At 66.1% G+C, this 16682-nt stretch carries 16 protein-coding genes and 1 pseudogene; 5 read left to right on the top strand and 12 right to left on the bottom strand.

Annotated elements, in window-relative coordinates; translation table 11 throughout:
* Positions 1 to 66 precede the first annotated feature (66 nt).
* The gene (locus IB223_RS14870; RefSeq protein WP_225591120.1) at positions 67 to 1017 is read left to right on the top strand and encodes a mechanosensitive ion channel domain-containing protein; all 951 of its coding nucleotides are present in this window, start codon (positions 67 to 69) and stop codon (positions 1015 to 1017) included.
* Between the two features lie 57 nt (positions 1018 to 1074).
* Here IB223_RS14870 and orn read toward each other — a convergent pair whose 3' ends face one another.
* A complete protein-coding gene (orn, locus tag IB223_RS14875; RefSeq protein ID WP_192202553.1) occupies positions 1075 to 1644 on the bottom strand; it encodes an oligoribonuclease in 570 nt (189 codons plus the stop codon).
* A 100-nt stretch (positions 1645 to 1744) separates the two neighbouring features.
* On the opposite strand from orn, the gene IB223_RS14880 reads away from it, so the two are divergent.
* Positions 1745 to 2215 carry a DUF2721 domain-containing protein gene (locus IB223_RS14880; protein WP_192202554.1) on the top strand — a complete coding sequence of 157 codons (471 nt, stop codon included), beginning with the start codon at positions 1745 to 1747 and terminating at the stop codon, positions 2213 to 2215.
* Here the strand turns inward: IB223_RS14880 and tadA are convergent.
* The 5 genes and pseudogenes from tadA to folD form a co-directional block, all read right to left on the bottom strand.
* Positions 2212 to 2697, bottom strand: coding sequence for a tRNA adenosine(34) deaminase TadA (gene tadA / locus IB223_RS18900; protein ID WP_225591144.1), 486 nt, complete (start codon positions 2695 to 2697; stop codon positions 2212 to 2214). The genes IB223_RS14880 and tadA overlap by 4 nt on opposite strands.
* 168 nt (positions 2698 to 2865) lie before the next feature.
* Positions 2866 to 3078: pseudogene (locus IB223_RS18905) on the bottom strand (GIY-YIG nuclease family protein); the annotation flags it as partial.
* A gap of 265 nt (positions 3079 to 3343) precedes the next feature.
* Positions 3344 to 4909: a glutamine-hydrolyzing GMP synthase gene (gene guaA, locus IB223_RS14890; protein ID WP_192202556.1), complete on the bottom strand. Its 1566-nt coding sequence runs from the start codon at positions 4907 to 4909 to the stop codon at positions 3344 to 3346.
* A 62-nt stretch (positions 4910 to 4971) separates the two neighbouring features.
* Entirely contained in the window at positions 4972 to 6429 is a 1458-nt protein-coding gene (gene guaB, locus IB223_RS14895) for an IMP dehydrogenase (RefSeq protein WP_192202786.1), read from the bottom strand.
* Between the two features lie 189 nt (positions 6430 to 6618).
* Positions 6619 to 7476 (bottom strand): bifunctional methylenetetrahydrofolate dehydrogenase/methenyltetrahydrofolate cyclohydrolase FolD, encoded by an 858-nt coding sequence (folD, locus tag IB223_RS14900; RefSeq protein ID WP_192202557.1) that lies wholly within the window; start codon positions 7474 to 7476, stop codon positions 6619 to 6621.
* Positions 7477 to 7612: 136 nt separating this feature from the next.
* On the opposite strand from folD, the gene IB223_RS14905 reads away from it, so the two are divergent.
* Complete coding sequence (locus IB223_RS14905; protein ID WP_192202558.1) at positions 7613 to 7909, top strand: DUF1244 domain-containing protein; 297 nt, start codon at positions 7613 to 7615, stop codon at positions 7907 to 7909.
* Positions 7902 to 8696 (top strand): alpha/beta fold hydrolase, encoded by a 795-nt coding sequence (locus IB223_RS14910; RefSeq protein WP_225591121.1) that lies wholly within the window; start codon positions 7902 to 7904, stop codon positions 8694 to 8696. Before IB223_RS14905 ends, IB223_RS14910 begins: the two co-directional genes overlap by 8 nt.
* A gap of 9 nt (positions 8697 to 8705) precedes the next feature.
* Here IB223_RS14910 and IB223_RS14915 read toward each other — a convergent pair whose 3' ends face one another.
* The 3 genes from IB223_RS14915 to IB223_RS14925 all read right to left on the bottom strand — a co-directional run bounded on the left by IB223_RS14915 (position 8706) and on the right by IB223_RS14925 (position 11721).
* Positions 8706 to 10547: a monovalent cation:proton antiporter-2 (CPA2) family protein gene (locus IB223_RS14915; RefSeq protein ID WP_192202559.1), complete on the bottom strand. Its 1842-nt coding sequence runs from the start codon at positions 10545 to 10547 to the stop codon at positions 8706 to 8708.
* A gap of 31 nt (positions 10548 to 10578) precedes the next feature.
* A complete protein-coding gene (locus tag IB223_RS14920; protein WP_192202560.1) occupies positions 10579 to 10830 on the bottom strand; it encodes a hypothetical protein in 252 nt (83 codons plus the stop codon).
* A gap of 117 nt (positions 10831 to 10947) precedes the next feature.
* Positions 10948 to 11721, bottom strand: a complete 774-nt coding sequence (locus IB223_RS14925) for an SDR family oxidoreductase (RefSeq protein ID WP_192202561.1) — start codon at positions 11719 to 11721, stop codon at positions 10948 to 10950.
* 113 nt (positions 11722 to 11834) lie between these two features.
* Between IB223_RS14925 and IB223_RS14930 the strand changes: the two genes are divergently transcribed.
* Positions 11835 to 12785 (top strand): AraC family transcriptional regulator, encoded by a 951-nt coding sequence (locus tag IB223_RS14930; protein ID WP_192202562.1) that lies wholly within the window; start codon positions 11835 to 11837, stop codon positions 12783 to 12785.
* Here IB223_RS14930 and moeB read toward each other — a convergent pair whose 3' ends face one another.
* From moeB to der, 3 genes are read right to left on the bottom strand one after another with little or no spacing between them, the layout of a single operon-like run.
* Positions 12786 to 13925, bottom strand: a complete 1140-nt coding sequence (gene moeB / locus IB223_RS14935; protein ID WP_192202563.1) for a molybdopterin-synthase adenylyltransferase MoeB — start codon at positions 13923 to 13925, stop codon at positions 12786 to 12788.
* A 36-nt stretch (positions 13926 to 13961) separates the two neighbouring features.
* Complete coding sequence (gene glp / locus IB223_RS14940; protein WP_192202564.1) at positions 13962 to 15179, bottom strand: gephyrin-like molybdotransferase Glp; 1218 nt, start codon at positions 15177 to 15179, stop codon at positions 13962 to 13964.
* Positions 15176 to 16576 (bottom strand): ribosome biogenesis GTPase Der, encoded by a 1401-nt coding sequence (gene der / locus IB223_RS14945; RefSeq protein ID WP_192202565.1) that lies wholly within the window; start codon positions 16574 to 16576, stop codon positions 15176 to 15178. Before der ends, glp begins: the two co-directional genes overlap by 4 nt.
* Positions 16577 to 16682: the final 106 nt, after the last annotated feature.

Consider the following 16682-nt stretch of genomic DNA (forward strand, 5'->3'; position numbering starts at 1 on the left):
CGGTTACCATCCTCCTGTAAACCCGGCACGCCCCTGATGGGGCGTGCTGCATTTCAGGAGTCCTGCATGTCCGCGTCCCCCACCACGCCCCCTGCCCTCCCCGACATCCCCACCGAACCGACGCTACTGCTCAACGAACTGCGCGGCATCGACTGGCTTCAACTGCTGGAAACCTGGGGCCTCAAGCTGCTCGCTGCGGCCGTCATCTTCCTGGTGGGGATGTGGCTGGCCAAGCGGCTGAGCGCGGGGCTGGAACGCGTCCTCGGCCGCACGCACGCGGACGCCACGCTGGGCGGGTTCCTGCGCCGCGCGAGCTACGCCGCCATGATGGTGCTGGTCATCATCACTGCGCTCACCTCGCTGGGGGTGAATCCCACATCCATGCTCGCCGTACTGGGTGCCGCCGGTCTCGCCGTCGGCCTGGCGCTGAAGGACTCGCTGTCCAACATCGCGTCCGGCGTCATGCTGATCGTGCTGCGTCCGTTCCGCGATGGCGACTTCGTGCAGGCCGGCGGGCTGGAAGGGATCGTCGAGGAAGTCCGCATCTTCCAGACCCGGATGCGTACGCTCGACAATCGCCTGATCGTGCTTCCGAACAGCCTCATCACCACGGCGCCGATCATCAATTTCACCGCCAAGCCGCACCGGCGCATCGACATCCCGGTTGGCGTCGGCTACGACGACGACCTCAAGCAGGCGAAGCAGATCCTGCTGAAGATCGCGCAGGATCATCCTCTCGTGCTGCAGGACCCGGCACCGAGCGTCATCGTGTCCAAACTGAGCGAAAGCAGCGTCGACCTGATCCTGCTGGCGTGGGCGAAGACCAAGGATTTCGGCGAGACGAAAAGCGACCTGACCGAAGCCGTGCGTACCGAGATCATCGGCAACGGGCTCAACATCCCGTACCCGCAGCGCGACCTGCATGTGTACCACCACAACAGCGACGGCACGCCCCTGACCGACATCATCACCAAGGGTGTTGCCGACGATGGAGACGTGGCCAAGCCTGCCGTGTAAGACGGGCTTCAGCCCCGACCACGGCCCGAGGAAGAAGCATCGGGGCTGAAGCCCCTCCTACAGGGCCTCGCCGGCGAGCGCGGCCATGTGTCTGCGGTAGTGGCGCAACTCCTCGATGGAGTCGCGCACGTCACTCAGTGCTGTGTGGCTGGACTGCTTGCGCACCCCTTCCAGCACCTGCGGCGCCCAGCGGCGCGCAAGTTCCTTGAGCGTGCTGACATCCAGGTTGCGATAGTGGAAGTACTTCTCCAGCCGCGGCATCAGGCGATGCAGGAAGCGACGGTCCTGGCAGATCGAGTTGCCGCACATAGGGGAGGCGCCAGCGGGCACCCACGCGTTGAGGAACGCAACGGTCTGCGCTTCGGCCTGGCCCAGGGTCACCTGGCTCTCCACCACCCGCTTCCACAAGCCCGATTTGCCATGCTGGTTGCGGTTCCAGTCGTCCATCGCCTCCAGCACCGCGACCGGGTGCGCGATCGCGAACTCCGGACCTTCCGCGAGCACATTGAGGCGGGAATCGGTGACTACCGTGGCGATCTCCAGGATCGAATCGCGGTCGGTGTCCAGGCCGGTCATCTCCAGGTCGATCCAGATCAGGCGGTCGTTGTGCGTGTTTTGCGATGCCATGCAGCAGTCCGTGACGGAAAGAAGGCCCGGGTATCCACACCGGGGATGCGGGCGTGCCGCATCATGTCATCATAACGCAGACCATTCCCGCGACCGGCCCATGAATCCGACCACCGACCACGCCGTGCTCACCGCGATGCTGGCGCCGGCGTTCTTCCTGACCGCGACCGCATCGTTGTTGCTGTCGGCCAACAACCGTCTTGCGCGCATCATCGACCGGGCACGCACGCTACTGCGCGAGCTGGCCGACATCGAAGATGACGCGGAGCGCGCCCTGCTTGAAAAGCGCATCGCGCTGCAGCGCCAGCGCAGCCTGATCATCCTGCGCGCTGGCCAGCTGCTCTACGGTGCCATCAGTTGCTTCGTCGGCACCAGCCTGGCGGTGGCGGTGGATACGTTCACCGGACACAGGCTGGGTTCGCTGCCCACCTGGCTTGCGGCCCTGGGGGTTGTAGCCATGCTCGCGGCCAGCCTGCTGCTTGCCCGGGAATCGACACTGGCTGTCACGGCGATCAATGAAGAGATGGACCACCGCAAGGTGAAGCGCAAGGCGCCCCCATCCACCGGCTAGACCAGGGGACGGCCGCGCTTGGCGCGGAAGTAGTTGGTCAACCGGCGCCCCGCTTCGTCACCCAGTACCCCACCCAGCACCTCCACGCGATGGTTGTGGCGTGGGTCTGCGATCACGTCGAACACGCTGCCGCAGGCACCCGTCTTGGGATCGCCGGCACCGTAGACCAGCCGCGCCACGCGTGCATGCACCAGCGCCATCGCGCACATGGCGCACGGCTCCAGCGTGACATACAGCGTGGTTCCGACCAGGCGGTGATTGCCCGATACCCTGCCCGCCTCGCGCATCGCCACTATCTCGGCATGTGCACTGGGGTCATGGTCGAGGATGTTGCGGTTCCAGCCTTCGCCAAGCACCTGGCCGTCGGCATCGACCAGCACGGCACCCACCGGGATCTCGTCGAATTCGCGTTCGGCGCGTTCCGCCAGCGCGAAGGCGTGACGCATCCATTCCAAGTCCTTGTCCTTGACTGAATCGTGCATCCGCATACCTCCGACATCCGTTCGTGGTGAGCCTGTCGAACCACGCTCTTCGCAGGGTGACCCGGCTCCAGCGGTTTCGGCTAAGGACTTTTGAGCCTGCGCCCGTCCCTTGGCCAGTTCACTCAGCCGGGGCCAGTCGTTGGCAATCAGGGCAAGCTTCTTCGCCCTGCTCCAACCCTTGATCTGCCTTTCCGAGGTGAGGGCTTCCATACGGCTCGGAAATTCCTGCGACCAGACCAAGGTCAATGGCCGGCGGTTGAAGGTATAGCATCCAGGCACGTCACCCGCATGATGTTGGGCAATGCGCCTCTCGAGAGAATCGGTATGGCCCACGTAGTAGGAGCCGTCCGCGCATTCGAGCATGTAAACCCAAAATTGCATCTCTGTGCTCCGTGGGTCAGCACCAAGAGCGTGGTTCGACAAGCTCACCACGAACGGGAAAGAGATTCATCACGAGCGCGGACGACGATTCCAACGAGCAGGAGCCAGACTTACCACACCTCAAACCAGCCACGCCATCGATGCGAACAGGACTCCGCATGAGAAGAGCGAGCTCACCGCAGTGTGGCTTCGGGGCAACACCGCAAACGCCTCCATGGCCTAAACGTGTCCGCCAAGTCGCCCACAAGCGATAGGCGCCGACCACTCACTCCCACTCGATCGTCGCCGGCGGCTTGCCCGAGATGTCGTAGACCACGCGCGAGACGCCACGCAGTTCGTTGATGATGCGATTGGAGACCGTGCCCAGGAAGTCGTACGGCAGGTGCGCCCAGTGCGCGGTCATGAAGTCGATGGTTTCGACTGCGCGCAGCGCGATGACCCACTCGTAGGCACGGGCGTCGCCCACCACACCCACCGACTTGACCGGGAGGAACACAGCGAACGCCTGCGAGGTCTTGTCGTACAGGTCGGCCTTGCGCAGTTCATCGATGAAGATCGCATCCGCCTTGGCCAGCAGTTCGGCGTACTCCGGCTTCACCTCGCCCAGGATGCGTACACCCAGGCCGGGGCCGGGGAACGGATGGCGGTAGACCATCGTGCGCGGCAGGCCGAGTTCGACGCCAAGGCGGCGCACTTCGTCCTTGAACAGCTCGCGCAGCGGCTCCACCAGGCCCAGCTTCATGTGCTCGGGCAGACCACCGACGTTGTGGTGGCTCTTGATGACGTGCGCCTTGCCGGTCTTGCTGCCGGCCGACTCGATGACGTCGGGATAGATCGTGCCCTGCGCCAGCCACTTGGCGTTCTTCAGCTTGTTCGACTCTTCCTCGAAGATCTCGACGAACAGGTTGCCGATGATCTTGCGCTTGGCTTCCGGGTCGGCAACGCCTTCCAGCGCCTTGAAGTAACGGTCGGCCGCATTGACGCGCACCACCTTGACGCCCATGTGCTCGGCGAACATCGCCATCACCTGGTCGCCTTCCTGCCAGCGCAGCATGCCGGTGTCGACGAACACACAGGTCAGCTGGTCGCCGATGGCCTTGTGCAGCAGCGCGGCAACGACCGACGAATCCACGCCGCCCGACAGGCCCAGGATCACTTCATCGGAACCGACCTGCTCGCGCACGCGGGCGATCTGGTCGTCGATGATGTTGGCGGCCGTCCACAACGTCTTGCAGCCGCAGATCTCCGCGACGAACCGGCGCAGCAGCGTCTGGCCCTGCTTGGTGTGCGTCACTTCCGGATGGAACTGCACGCCGTACCAGTGCTTCTCCTCCAGCGCCATCGCCGCGACCGGGATGCGGTCGGTGGTGGCGGTGATCGTCCAGCCCGGCGGCGCCTTCGCGACGTGGTCGCCGTGGCTCATCCAGACATCGATGCGCGGCTCGCCTTGGTGATCACTCAGGCCGCCGAGCAGTGCATCGTGCGCGACCAGCTGCACTTCAGCATGGCCGAACTCGCGCGCGTCCGCAGCTTCTGTCGCACCACCCAGCTGCGCGGCCAAGGTCTGCATGCCGTAGCAGATGCCCAGGATCGGCAGCCCGCTGTCGAATACCTGCTGCGGTGCGGCGGGCGCGCCGTGCTGCGTGGTCGATTCCGGGCCACCGGACAGGATGATGCCCTTGGCGCCGAACTTCGCGATCTCGTCCGGATCGTGATCCCATGCCCAGATCTCGCAGTAGACGCCGATCTCGCGGATACGGCGGGCGATCAGCTGCGTGTACTGCGCGCCGAAGTCGAGGATGAGGATCTTGTCGGTATGGATATTCGTCATGGTGTCCTGCAGCTACAAAAACGAAGAAGGGAAACGCTGGCGTCTCCCTTCTCCGGCAACGATCAGCCCATCCGGTAGTTCGGTGGCTCTTTGGTGATCTGCACGTCATGCACGTGGCTCTCGCGCTGGCCGGCGCCGGTGATGACCACGAACTTCGGCTTGCTGCGCATCTCCTCGATGGTCGCGCAGCCCACGTAGCCCATCGTGGCACGGAGGCCGCCGACCAGCTGATGGATGATGCCGCCGACCGAACCACGATAGGGCACGCGTCCTTCGATGCCTTCCGGCACCAGTTTGTCGGCGTCGCTGGCGTCCTGGAAATAGCGGTCCTTGGACCCCTTTTCCATCGCACCCAGGCTGCCCATGCCGCGGTAGCTCTTGTAGCTGCGGCCCTGGAACAGCTCGACTTCGCCCGGCGCTTCCTCGGTGCCGGCGAACAGGCCGCCGATCATCACCGTGGATGCGCCCGCGGCGATCGCCTTGCCGATATCGCCCGAGTAGCGGATGCCGCCGTCGGCGATCAGCGGGATGCGGTCCTGCAGGGCTTCGGCCACCATGTCGATGGCGGTGATCTGCGGCACGCCCACACCGGCCACCATGCGGGTGGTGCAGATGGAGCCCGGGCCCACGCCGACTTTCACTGCGTCGGCACCGGCATCCATCAACGCCAGCGCGGCATCACCGGTAACGATGTTGCCGCCGATGACCTGCAGCGACGGGAAGCGCTTCTTGACCCAGCTCACGCGGTCCAGGACGCCCTGTGAATGGCCGTGCGCGGTATCCACGATGATCACGTCCACGCCCGCAGCCACCAGCGCTTCGACGCGCTGGTCGGTGTCGCCGCCCACGCCGACGGCAGCACCCACCATCAGGCGGCTGGAACTGTCCTTGGCGGCATTGGGGTTGTCGGTCTTCTTCTGGATGTCCTTGACGGTGATCAGGCCGCGCAGGTCGAAGGCATCATTGACCACCAGGACCTTCTCGATGCGGTGCTTGTGCAGCAGTTGCAGCACTTCGCCATCGCTTGCGCCTTCCTTCACCGTGATGAGGCGATCCTTCTTGGTCATGATGTGGCGGACCGGATCGTCCAGCTTCGTTTCGAAGCGCATGTCGCGGCTGGTGACGATGCCGACCAGCTGGCCGCCATCGACTACCGGCACGCCGGAGATGTTGCGCGCGCGGGTGAGCTTGAGCACCTCGGCGATCGTGGTTTCGGGCCCGACGGTGAAAGGCTCCTTGATCACGCCGGCTTCGAACTTCTTGACCTTGGCCACTTCGGCGGCCTGCTGTTCGACGGTCAGGTTCTTGTGCAGTATGCCGATGCCGCCCAGCTGGGCCATGGCGATGGCCAACCGCGCCTCGGTGACGGTATCCATTGCCGCCGAGACGATCGGCAGCTTCAACCGCAGGTCGCGCGTCAGCCGCGTTTCCAGGTTGACGTCCTTGGGCAGGACGGTGGAATGGGCGGGGACGAGGGAGACGTCGTCGTACGTCAGTGCTTCAGCCTGGATGCGCAGCATCGGCGGGCCCGGATAGTTGGGGAAGCGCGGCATTATACCCTGATCGAAGGGGCTTCCGCCTGCTGCCGCAACTGGAACGATGCTTTCCCGGTGCCGCCCCGTGTCTGTGGGAGCGACGTAAGTCGCGATGAGGGAATCCGATGGTTTCATCGCGACTTACGTCGCTCCCACACCCAGACAGAACGCCGCTCAGGGGCCCGCTTCGGCGGCTTCCAGCGTGTTCTGCATCAGCGTGGCGACGGTCATCGGCCCCACGCCGCCCGGGACGGGGGTGATCCAACTGGCCCGCTCCGCGGCCGCGTCGAAGCCCACGTCGCCCACCAGCCGGCCATCCTCGAGCCGGTTGATGCCCACATCGATCACCACGGCGCCCGGCTTGACCCATTCGCCAGGGACCAGGCCGGGCTTGCCCGCCGCCACCACGAGGATGTCGGCGTCGCCGACGCGGGCCTGCAGCACGTCGCGCGGGGTGAACTTGTGGCAGCTGGTGACGGTGCAGCCGGCGATCAGCAATTCCAGCGCCATCGGCCGGCCGACGTGGTTGCTGACGCCGACGATCGTGGCGTTCTGGCCTCTTACCGGGCGGTCCGTGTACGCGAGCAGCGTGGTGATGCCGCGCGGCGTGCAGGGACGCAGGCCGAACTGCCGCAGCGCCAGATGGCCGACGTTGGCGGGATGGAACCCGTCCACGTCCTTGCGCGGATCGATGCGCTCGATCAGGCGGGTCGCATCCGGAATGCCGGGCAGCGGCAGCTGGACGAGGATGCCGTGGATCTTCGGATCGGCATTCAGCTGATCGATCAGGTCCAGCAGTTGTGCCTCGGTGGTGCCTTCCGGCATGTCGTAATCGTAGGCGGCGATGCCCACCTTTTCGGCCGCACGCCGCTTGTTGCGAACATAGACCGTGGAAGCCGGGTCACCGCCGACCAGCACCACCGCCAGGCCCGGCCGCGCCCGGCCCGCAGCCACCCGCGCGTCCACCCGGACCTTCAGTTGGTCCAGCAGGTTTTCGGCAATGCGGCGGCCGTCCAGGATTCGGGCAGTCATGGGAGCGTGGGGTGTAGAGTCGATGCATATTGTCCCCGATTCCTTCCCCATGTTGTAGGAGCGCCGCGTGGGCGCGATGCTGTTCCCCTTCGTCTCAAGGCATCGTGCCCATGGGACGCTCCCACGGATCAAGACCATGACCGATACCACAGCCCTCGAGGCGGCCGCGTTCCGCCGCCTGCTCAAGCACCTCAATACCGACCGCACCGACGTGCAGAACATCGACCTGATGATCCTGGCCGGCTTCTGCCGCAACTGCCTGGCCGACTGGTACCGCGAGGCCGCCGTGGAGGCGGGCATCGCGATGGACAAGGAGCAGGCGCGCGGCATGATCTACGGCATGCCGTTCGCCGAATGGAAGGCGCAGCACCAACGCGACGCCACGCCCGAACAGCTGGCCGCCTTCAAGGTGGCGCAGGAGCGGCATGGGTAAGCGCGGCCGTCGCATGCTGCTCTGGTCGACGGCGATCGCCGCAGCCTGCTATCTCGCCGCCTGCGCGTTGCTCTATTCGCAGCAACGCCGGTTGATCTACTACCCGCAGCTCACCCGGGTGGAACCCGCGCAAACCGATATCGCCCTCCCCCGCCCCGGCGCCACGCTGCGTGGCTGGGTGGTCAATCCGGGGCGTCGGGATGCCGTCCTGTACTTCGGAGGAAACGCCGAATCCGTGCAGGCCAGCCGGGACGACCTTGCCCGCTGGCTTCCCGGCCATACGGCGTATCTTTTCGCGTACCGCGGCTACGGCGCCAGTGACGGCGTGCCCAGCGAGGCGGCATTGCTGGCGGACGCGCTCGCGCAATTCGACGATGTGGCTCGACGGCACCCGGATGGGCAGGTCTCCGTGGTCGGGCGCAGCCTCGGCAGCGGGGTCGCCACGCATGTCGCTGCGGAACGGACGGTGCCACGGCTGGTGCTGGTCACCCCCTTCGACAGCCTGGCCGCCGTTGCGCAATCGCACTATCCCGTCTTTCCGGCACGATGGCTGCTGCACGACCACTACGACTCGTCGCAACGCCTGCCGCGGCATCGGGGTGAGCTGCTGGTGCTGCGGGCGGGACGGGATGTGGTGGTGCCGCCCGCAAACACCGACCGGCTGCTCAAAGCCTTCAAGGGACGTGCGCTGATCGTGGACTTCCCGCACGCGGGCCATGACGACCTGTCGCTGGATCCCCACTACTGGCGCACCTTCAGCGACTTCCTCGAAACCGGCGCGGACTGAGCGCGCCGGCTACTCCTCTTCTTCCTCGCCGATGATCTCGGCGGCTTCCTCGTTGAGCGCCCTCGCCTCGCGCTTGGGCTTGGTGAAGGGCGTCGGCGTGGGCTTGGCGGGCCTGGCGTTGCCGTAGAGCGCCGGGATGCCCGACCTGAGGTCGCCGCCCGCGATCTCGAGTTCGAGGCGCTCGGCGTCCCGCCGACGGATTTCCAGTGCGATCGTTTCGGCATCTTCGCGCGACATGCCCACGCTCATCAACGCGGCCTGACCGAACTCCACCGCGGACTCGAACGTCTCCCGGATCTGGAAATCCACGCCTGCGGCGATCAGCGCCAGCGAGTGCTCGCGGTCGAACGAGCGCACCAGCACCTGCGCCTGCGGGAACTCGTGCTTGACCAGCTCCACGATGCGGCTCGCCGCGTCCTTGTCGTCGATGCAGATCGCGATGGACTGCGCCGTCTGTGCGCCGCACGCGCGCAGCACATCCAGCCGCGTGCCGTCGCCGTAGTAGATCTTGAAGCCGAATTCCTCCGCGCTACGGATCATCTCGATGTCGGTATCGATGATGGTGACGTCCACGTCGCGTGCCAGCAGCGACTGGCTCATCACCTGGCCGAAGCGGCCGAAGCCGATGATCAACACGCTGCCACTGAGGCCTTTCGCCTCCTCGATGCCTTCCATCGAGGGCTGCTCCGGATGGGTGAACCGGCGCAGCAGCAGCACGAACAGCGGCGTCAGCGCCATCGACAGCACCACGATGGCGGTGAGGTTGGCATTGACGGTTGCGTCGATGATGCCGGCCGCGGCGGCGGCGGCGAACAGCACGAAGGCGAATTCGCCGCCCTGCGCCATCAGCACCGCGCGGTCGAGCGCTTCGGCATGCGAACTGCGGGTGACGCGCGCGACCATGTAGATGCAGGCGGCCTTGACGGCCATCATCGCAAGCACCGCGCTGACGATGAGCGGCCAGTTGGCCGCCACCACGCCCAGGTCCAGCGCCATGCCCACGCCAAGGAAGAACAGGCCCAGCAGGATGCCGCGGAAGGGTTCGATGTCGGCTTCGATCTGGTGACGGAAGGTCGATTCGGACAACAGCACGCCGGCCAGGAAAGCGCCCATCGCCATCGACAGGCCACCCAACTGCATCAGCAACGCGGCACCCAGCACCACCAGCAACGCGGCGGCGGTCATCACTTCGCGCGCCTTGGCCGCAGCGAGGATGCGGAAGAAAGGGTTCAACAGCCAGATACCGGCGGCGATCAGCCCGGCCAGCGACGCGACACCGATGCCGATCGCGATCCAGCGCGAGCCCTCCTGCGGCTCCACCACCTGGGGCGACATGAAGGCGACCAGCACCAGCAACGGTACGATCAGCAAGTCTTCGAACAGCAGGATCGATACCACCTTCTGGCCATGCGGCAACGCGACGTCGCCCCGCTCCGCCAGCAGCTGCATGACCACCGCCGTGGACGTCAGCACGAAGCCCATGCCGCCGATGAACGACACCGCCAGCGGGTAGCCGAACACCAGGCCCACGCCGGTCAGCAATACCGTACAGACCACGATCTGCAGCGTTCCCAGCCCGAAGATCTGCTTGCGCAGGCTCCACAGGTGGCTGGGCCGCATTTCCAGACCGATCACGAACAGGAACATCACCACGCCGAGTTCGGCAACGTGCAGGATGGACTGCGGATCGGAGAACCACTTCAGACCGAACGGACCTATCACAAGGCCGGCGGCGAGATATCCCAGCACCGATCCCAGGCCCAGGCGCCGGAAGATCGGCACGGTCACGACGGCGGCACCCAGCAGGGCGACGACACTTACCAGTTGGCTGGCACCGGATTCTGCACTCATGCTGGCAGTCTACCGGATGGATGCGCCCGCTCTACCGGCCCGGCGCCTTCATGGCCAGCCATGCGGCCGCTGCCACCGGTACCGCGAAGATCAGCAACTGGATGGGCAACTCTTCCTGCAGCGAGTAACCGTGCGACATGCCCGTACACAGGTTCCAGAGCACGGCGAGCAACCAGCCCAGGCTGAAAAATACCGCTACAGCACGACGTCTGGCTGGCTTGGCCAGCCACATCGCAAAGCCCACGACCAGCAGGCCGACAACGATGAAGATCAAGGTCCGCACGGTGTGGTCCTCCCCGGGAATTGGCTCGCGCGGGGCAGCCCGCGCGCCCACATTACCGCACTCCAGTACCACGCTTCCCGTCCGGGAACGGGCCACGCAACCCGGTCCAAGACACGCTCACTTGGTGGTGTAGCCGCCGTTGATGAGGATGGTCTGCCCGGTGATCCACCAGCCGTCGCTCACCAGGTGGCGGATGAAGGGCACCACGTCTTCGATGTCCGTCAGCCCGGTCTTGCTGCTGGGCGAAAGCGCCGCCGCGCTCTTGTGGTACGCGACGGCATCGGCACCTTCGGCCGGATAGAAGAACGGGGTATCCATGGGGCCGGGGCCGACGGCGGTCACCGAGATGCCACGTGCGCCGAATTCCTTGGCCGCAGCACGGGTGAAGTGTTCCACCGGCGCCTTGGTGCCTGCGTACGCCGCATAGAACGGGGTGAACGCGCCAAGAAGCGATGTAACCAGGGTGCATACCTTGCCGTTGTCATTGAGGTGCCTGCCGGCCTCCTTCAGGAAGAAGAACGCGGTCTTGGCATTGACCGCCGCCATGTCGTCGTACTCGGCCTCGGAAATGTCGGCCATCGGTTTCTTCAGCACCTTGCCGATCGTGTTGATGGCGATGTCGGGGCGGCCGACTGCCGCGACCGCATCGGTGAACAACCGCTCCATGGCTCCGGCGGTGGTCAGATCACCCTGCAGCGCGACGGCCTTTGCGCCAGTCCGCTCGATGGCAGCGACAGTGGCCTCTGCCTGGGCCGTGCTGGCGGCGCTGTTGTAGTGAATGGCAATGGCACTGGCACCCTGCGCGGCGAGGTCGCGGGCGATCAGGCCGCCCAGATTCTTGGCGCCGCCGGCGATCAGGACGACTTTGCCGCGGATGGAATGGTCGGTCATGGGAATTTCCTTCAGGGGGCGATAGGGGCGGTCGACTGCAGGGAGAGCCAGCGGTAGGCAGTCCCGCTCGACGCCACTAAGATGCGTGCGAAGCGGCTCGCCTGGCTTTCACGATGTCCCGTCCACTGTCAAATTCTCCGGTGCCCGATGGCCCGCAAGATGGCTGGCAATCGTCGTATGACGCGGCCAACCACGCGTCTGAAGGGACGCCGCAATACCGGGTGCTCGCGCAGGCGCGTTGGCCCGGCGTGGAACTGCTGGTCTGCCGCGAGGACATCCGCCAGCGCACGCTGTGGGCGATCGACCAACCGCGCCACACGGTCATCGTCCACCTGGGCGGCACCATGCGCGAGCTGGATACCGAGATCGATGGCGCCGGCGCCACCCATGCGCCTCCGTCGCCGGGCGACATCTGGCTGATCCCCGCGAAAAGACGCTATGCCAGTCAGGCGAAGGGACAGGTCATCACCTACGCCGAGTTGCGGCTGTCCCCGCTCGCCGAGGTGGACGTGGGCAACGGACAGCGCGCCCTCATTGAAGACCTGATGCCGCGCCTGGGCCACCGCGATGAATTTCTCCACTACAGCGTGGCCCGACTCGGGCGCCTGAGCCAGCAGGACGACGACCTGTCGGTGATGATGGCCGAACGCCTGCAACTGGTCCTGCGGCAACACCTGTACGACGGCTACCGCTTGCCCGTGATGCGCGCGCCCGCATCGGCCCGGCTCGCGCCGCGCGCGGCGCGTCAGCTGTGCGACCACATCGAGGCCTGTCTGGACCAGCGCATCACGCTGGCCGAACTGGCGATGCTGGTCGACATGAGCGTGCACCAGTTGCTGATCGCATTCCGGCGCGACTTCGGCACCACGCCCGCGCAGTACATCTTGGCTCAGCGTCTTCGCCGGGCCCGTTGGCATCTGCTCAACAGCAACGCCGACATCGCGAACATCGCCGTCGACTGCGGTTTCGCCAGCCACAGCCACCTCAGCGCAGCATTCAAGCGCGATACGGGCATCACCCCGCGTCAGTTCCGCGACGGGCTGCGCATGCGCGCGATGGAGTGATCAGGCCGGCGCGCGGCAGAACGCGGGGTAGTCGATGTAGCCGGGGAACGGCAGATCGAGCGCGCACACCGCGCAGTCCGGGTCGTGCCGCAACCGGGTTTCGCGGAAGCGCATGGACAGCGCTTCGAAGTGAAGCAACCGGCCCGTCAGCGGGTCGCCGATGCCCAGCAGCAACTTGAGGACTTCGGTGGCCTGCAGCAGCCCGATCACCCCCGGCAGCACGCCCAGCACGCCGGCTTCGGCGCAGTTGGGGGCGAACTCCGGCGGCGGCGGTTCCGGGAACAGGCAGCGGTAACAGGGCGCATGGCCACGATGGCGACCGGCATCGAACACGCTCACTTGCCCCTCGAAGCGTTGCACCGCGCCATACACCAACGGCTTGCCCAGCTTCACGCAGGCATCGTTGAGCAGGTAGCGTACCGGGAAGTTGTCGGCCCCATCCAGCACCACGTCCACGCCCTCCAGCAGGTGTTCGACATTGCCCACCGTGACGCGCTCGGCCACGGCTTCGATACGGATACGCGGATTGAGTGCGGCAAGCGCTGCCTGCGCGGAGGCGACCTTGGCCTGGCCCACCCGCGCTTCGGTATGCAGGATCTGGCGCTGCAGGTTGCTGCGGTCGACCACGTCATCGTCCGCGATGCGCAGCTGCCCTACCCCGGCGGCGGCAAGATAGAACGCCGCAGGAGATCCCAGGCCGCCCGCCCCGATCATCAGCACGCGCGACTGCTGCAGGCGCAGCTGGCCCGCCGCGCCCACTTCGGGCAACAGCAGGTGGCGGGAATAGCGCTCGTTGAAGTCGCGGGCGTCATCGGACAGGACGGGCATGACGACCGGGCGCCCTTCTTCGATCCAGCGCGACGTTCCACCCGCGACGGAGAACACTGCTGTATAGCCTGCGGCTTCCAGCACGCGGGCGGCCTCCATCGATCGCCCGCCCTTCTGGCAGACCAGCACGATGCTGGCGTCTCGATCCGGCAGGTGGGCGGCAGGATCGGCTTCCAGCTGCGCCTTGGGAATGCCTCGCGCACCCTCGGCCTGGCCGCTGGCACGCTCGTGGTCTTCGCGTACATCGATGAAGACACTGCCTTGCGCAAGCAGCGGGGCGACGTGTTCGGGGAGGATTTCGCGGATGGCCATGGCGTGATTATCGCGCAACTCGCCACGCGGGCCGCTTCAGCAACCGATCACGTCCACGACGTCGCCCGCCGAATAGTCGCGCGCACCTTCGGGCAGGATGATCAGTGCATTGCTGTCGGCGACCGCACGCAACTGGTGGGAAGCATCCGCAGCGTTGGGCGTGACCTGCAATCGTCCATCGTCCCCGCTTTCCATCCATCCTCGTAGGAATTCCAGGCGCTCGTGCGTCTTGCGCCAGGGCGCCCGCAACACCGCCTTCCATTGCGGACGAGGCTCACGACGACGCTGCAGGCCATCCAGCAGGGCCCGCCCGAGCGTCAGAAAGGTGGCCAGCGAGGACACCGGATTGCCCGGCAGGCAAAGGAACAGGGCCCGGTCCATCTCGCCGAACAGCACCGGCATCCCGGGCTTCATGCGTACCCTCCAGAAATGGATGCGACCCCGCGCTGCCAGCAGTGCGGGCAGATGATCTTTCTCGCCGGCGGACACGCCACCGCAGGTGATGACGACATCGAACGCGGCAGCGGCGTCGGCCAGCGCGGTACTCATGCGCTCCGGATCGTCAGGAAGCGTCGGCCAGGCGGTCGGCTCCAGACCTTCCGCGCGCAGCAGCCCCATCAGCAGTTCGCGATTGCTGTTGTAGATCTGGCCGGGCGCCAACGGCAACCCGGGTTCCACCAGTTCGTCGCCGGTCGTGAACACGGCCACGGTCGGGCGTTGTGCGACTGCCAGCGAGGCTATCCCCAGCCCGGCTGCCAACGACACCCGGGCCGGCGTCAGTACCTGACCATCGGCGAGCACGCTTGCGCCCGCCTGCACGTCTTCGCCCGCGCGCCGCACATCCGCGCCGGGGCGCAGGCCGGCCGGCACACGCACCATGCCGTCATGCAGGGTGCAGTCTTCCTTGATGGCGACGGTGTCCGTACCCGCAGGCAGCGGCGCGCCCGTGGTGATGCGGACGCATTCCCCGGCGCCGACCTGCATGACCTGCAGTCGGCCGGCGAACTGTTCACCGGTCAATCGCAGCAGGGTGTCTTCCCCCGGCAGCAGGCTGGCGTGGGCGAAGGCGAAGCCATCCATGCGGCTGTTGTCGAACGGCGGCAACGGGCGGAGGGCGGTGATGTCCTCGACCAGCACCCGGCCGCTGGCGCGGGTGACGGCGATGCGCTCCGGACCCAGCATCCGGTTGCCGGCGACCTGCCGGATGATCTGTCCGGCTTCGGCGAAGCCGATGCGAGACGGGTATCCGGTCACTTGCCGCGCTTGACGTGCCGGATCAGGCGACGCTTCTTCGCGATCTGTTTTTCGGTCAGCACGTTCTTCTTGCCTTCGTAGGGGTTGGCGCCCTCGCGGAAGATGAAGCGCACCGGCGTACCGGCCAGCTTGAAGCGCTTGCGGAAGAAGTTCTCCAGGTACCGCTTGTACGACTCCGGCAACACCTTCAGGCGAGTGCCATGGACGATGAAGGTCGGCGGATTGGCGCCGCCCGGATGCACGTAGCGCAGCTTGGAAACGTGGCCACGGATGCTCGGCGGCGGGTTGGTCTCGTACGCGACTTCCAGCGCCTTGTTGACTTCGCTGGTGCCGAACTCCTTGGTCGCCGACGCATGTGCGCGGTGGATGGCCTTGAACAGTTCACGCAGGCCGGAGCCATGCAGCGCGGAAATGCGGACCACTTCGGCCCACTCGACGAACCCCAGCTTGCGTGCCAACAGCGCTTCTGCCTGTTCGCGCTGGTAGGTCGTCAGCCCGTCCCATTTGTTGATCCCCACGACCAGCGCGCGGCCCGCATCGAGCACGGCGCCCAGCACGCTGGCATCCTGGTCGGTGACACCTTCGGTCGCATCCAGCAGCAGCACGGCCACCTGGCACTGCTCGATGGCCTGCAGCGTCTTGACCACGCTGAACTTCTCGACGGCCTCCTCCACCTTGCCCTTGCGGCGCAGGCCGGCAGTGTCGATCAGGCGGTACTGGCGACCGTCGCGCTCCATGTCCACGGCAATCGAGTCGCGTGTGGTGCCCGGCACCTCGGAGGCGATCATGCGTTCTTCGCCCAGCAGGCGATTCACCAGCGTGGACTTGCCCACGTTGGGGCGGCCCACGAAGGCGACCCGCATGCGGTCGGGATCGTCGTCCAGCCCGGCAGTGGCACCTTCATCGGGCAACCGCTGGTGGACTTCCTCCAGCAGGTCGTCGATGCCCTGCCGGTGCGAAGCCGAGATCGTGATGACGTCGGAGAAACCGTAGCGGGCGAAATCCGCCAGCGCGGTGGTCTCGTTGATGCCATCGATCTTGTTGATGACCAGCAGCGTGGGGCGCGCGGCCTTGCGCAGCCAGGCCAGGATCTCGTCGTCGAGCGCGGATGCACCTTCACGGCCATCGACGATGAACAACACCAGGTCGGCCTCTTCGGCCGCCGCACGTGCCTGGCGTGCCGTGGCACCGGCCAGGCCCTCTTCCTCACCGGCGATGCCGCCGGTATCGACGACCAGGAAAGGGTCGTCTTCGTCGAGGCGGCAGACGCCGTAGTTGCGATCGCGCGTCACGCCGGGCTGGTCATGCACCAGGGCGTCACGACTGCGGGTCAGCGCGTTGAACAGGGTGGATTTGCCGACGTTGGGACGACCCACCAGGGCGACGAGGGGCAACATGCAGAGGCAACCGGAAAGGAAATTGTTGCCGGAGGCGTGTCGCCGCGCGCAGGGCACGGCCGCTCCGGTCTGGCAACGGGCCGCCATGGTATCGGAATACGTCCCC

It is taken from the genome of Pseudoxanthomonas sp. PXM03 (genome assembly GCF_014852005.1).
Classification (GTDB): domain Bacteria; phylum Pseudomonadota; class Gammaproteobacteria; order Xanthomonadales; family Xanthomonadaceae; genus Pseudoxanthomonas_A.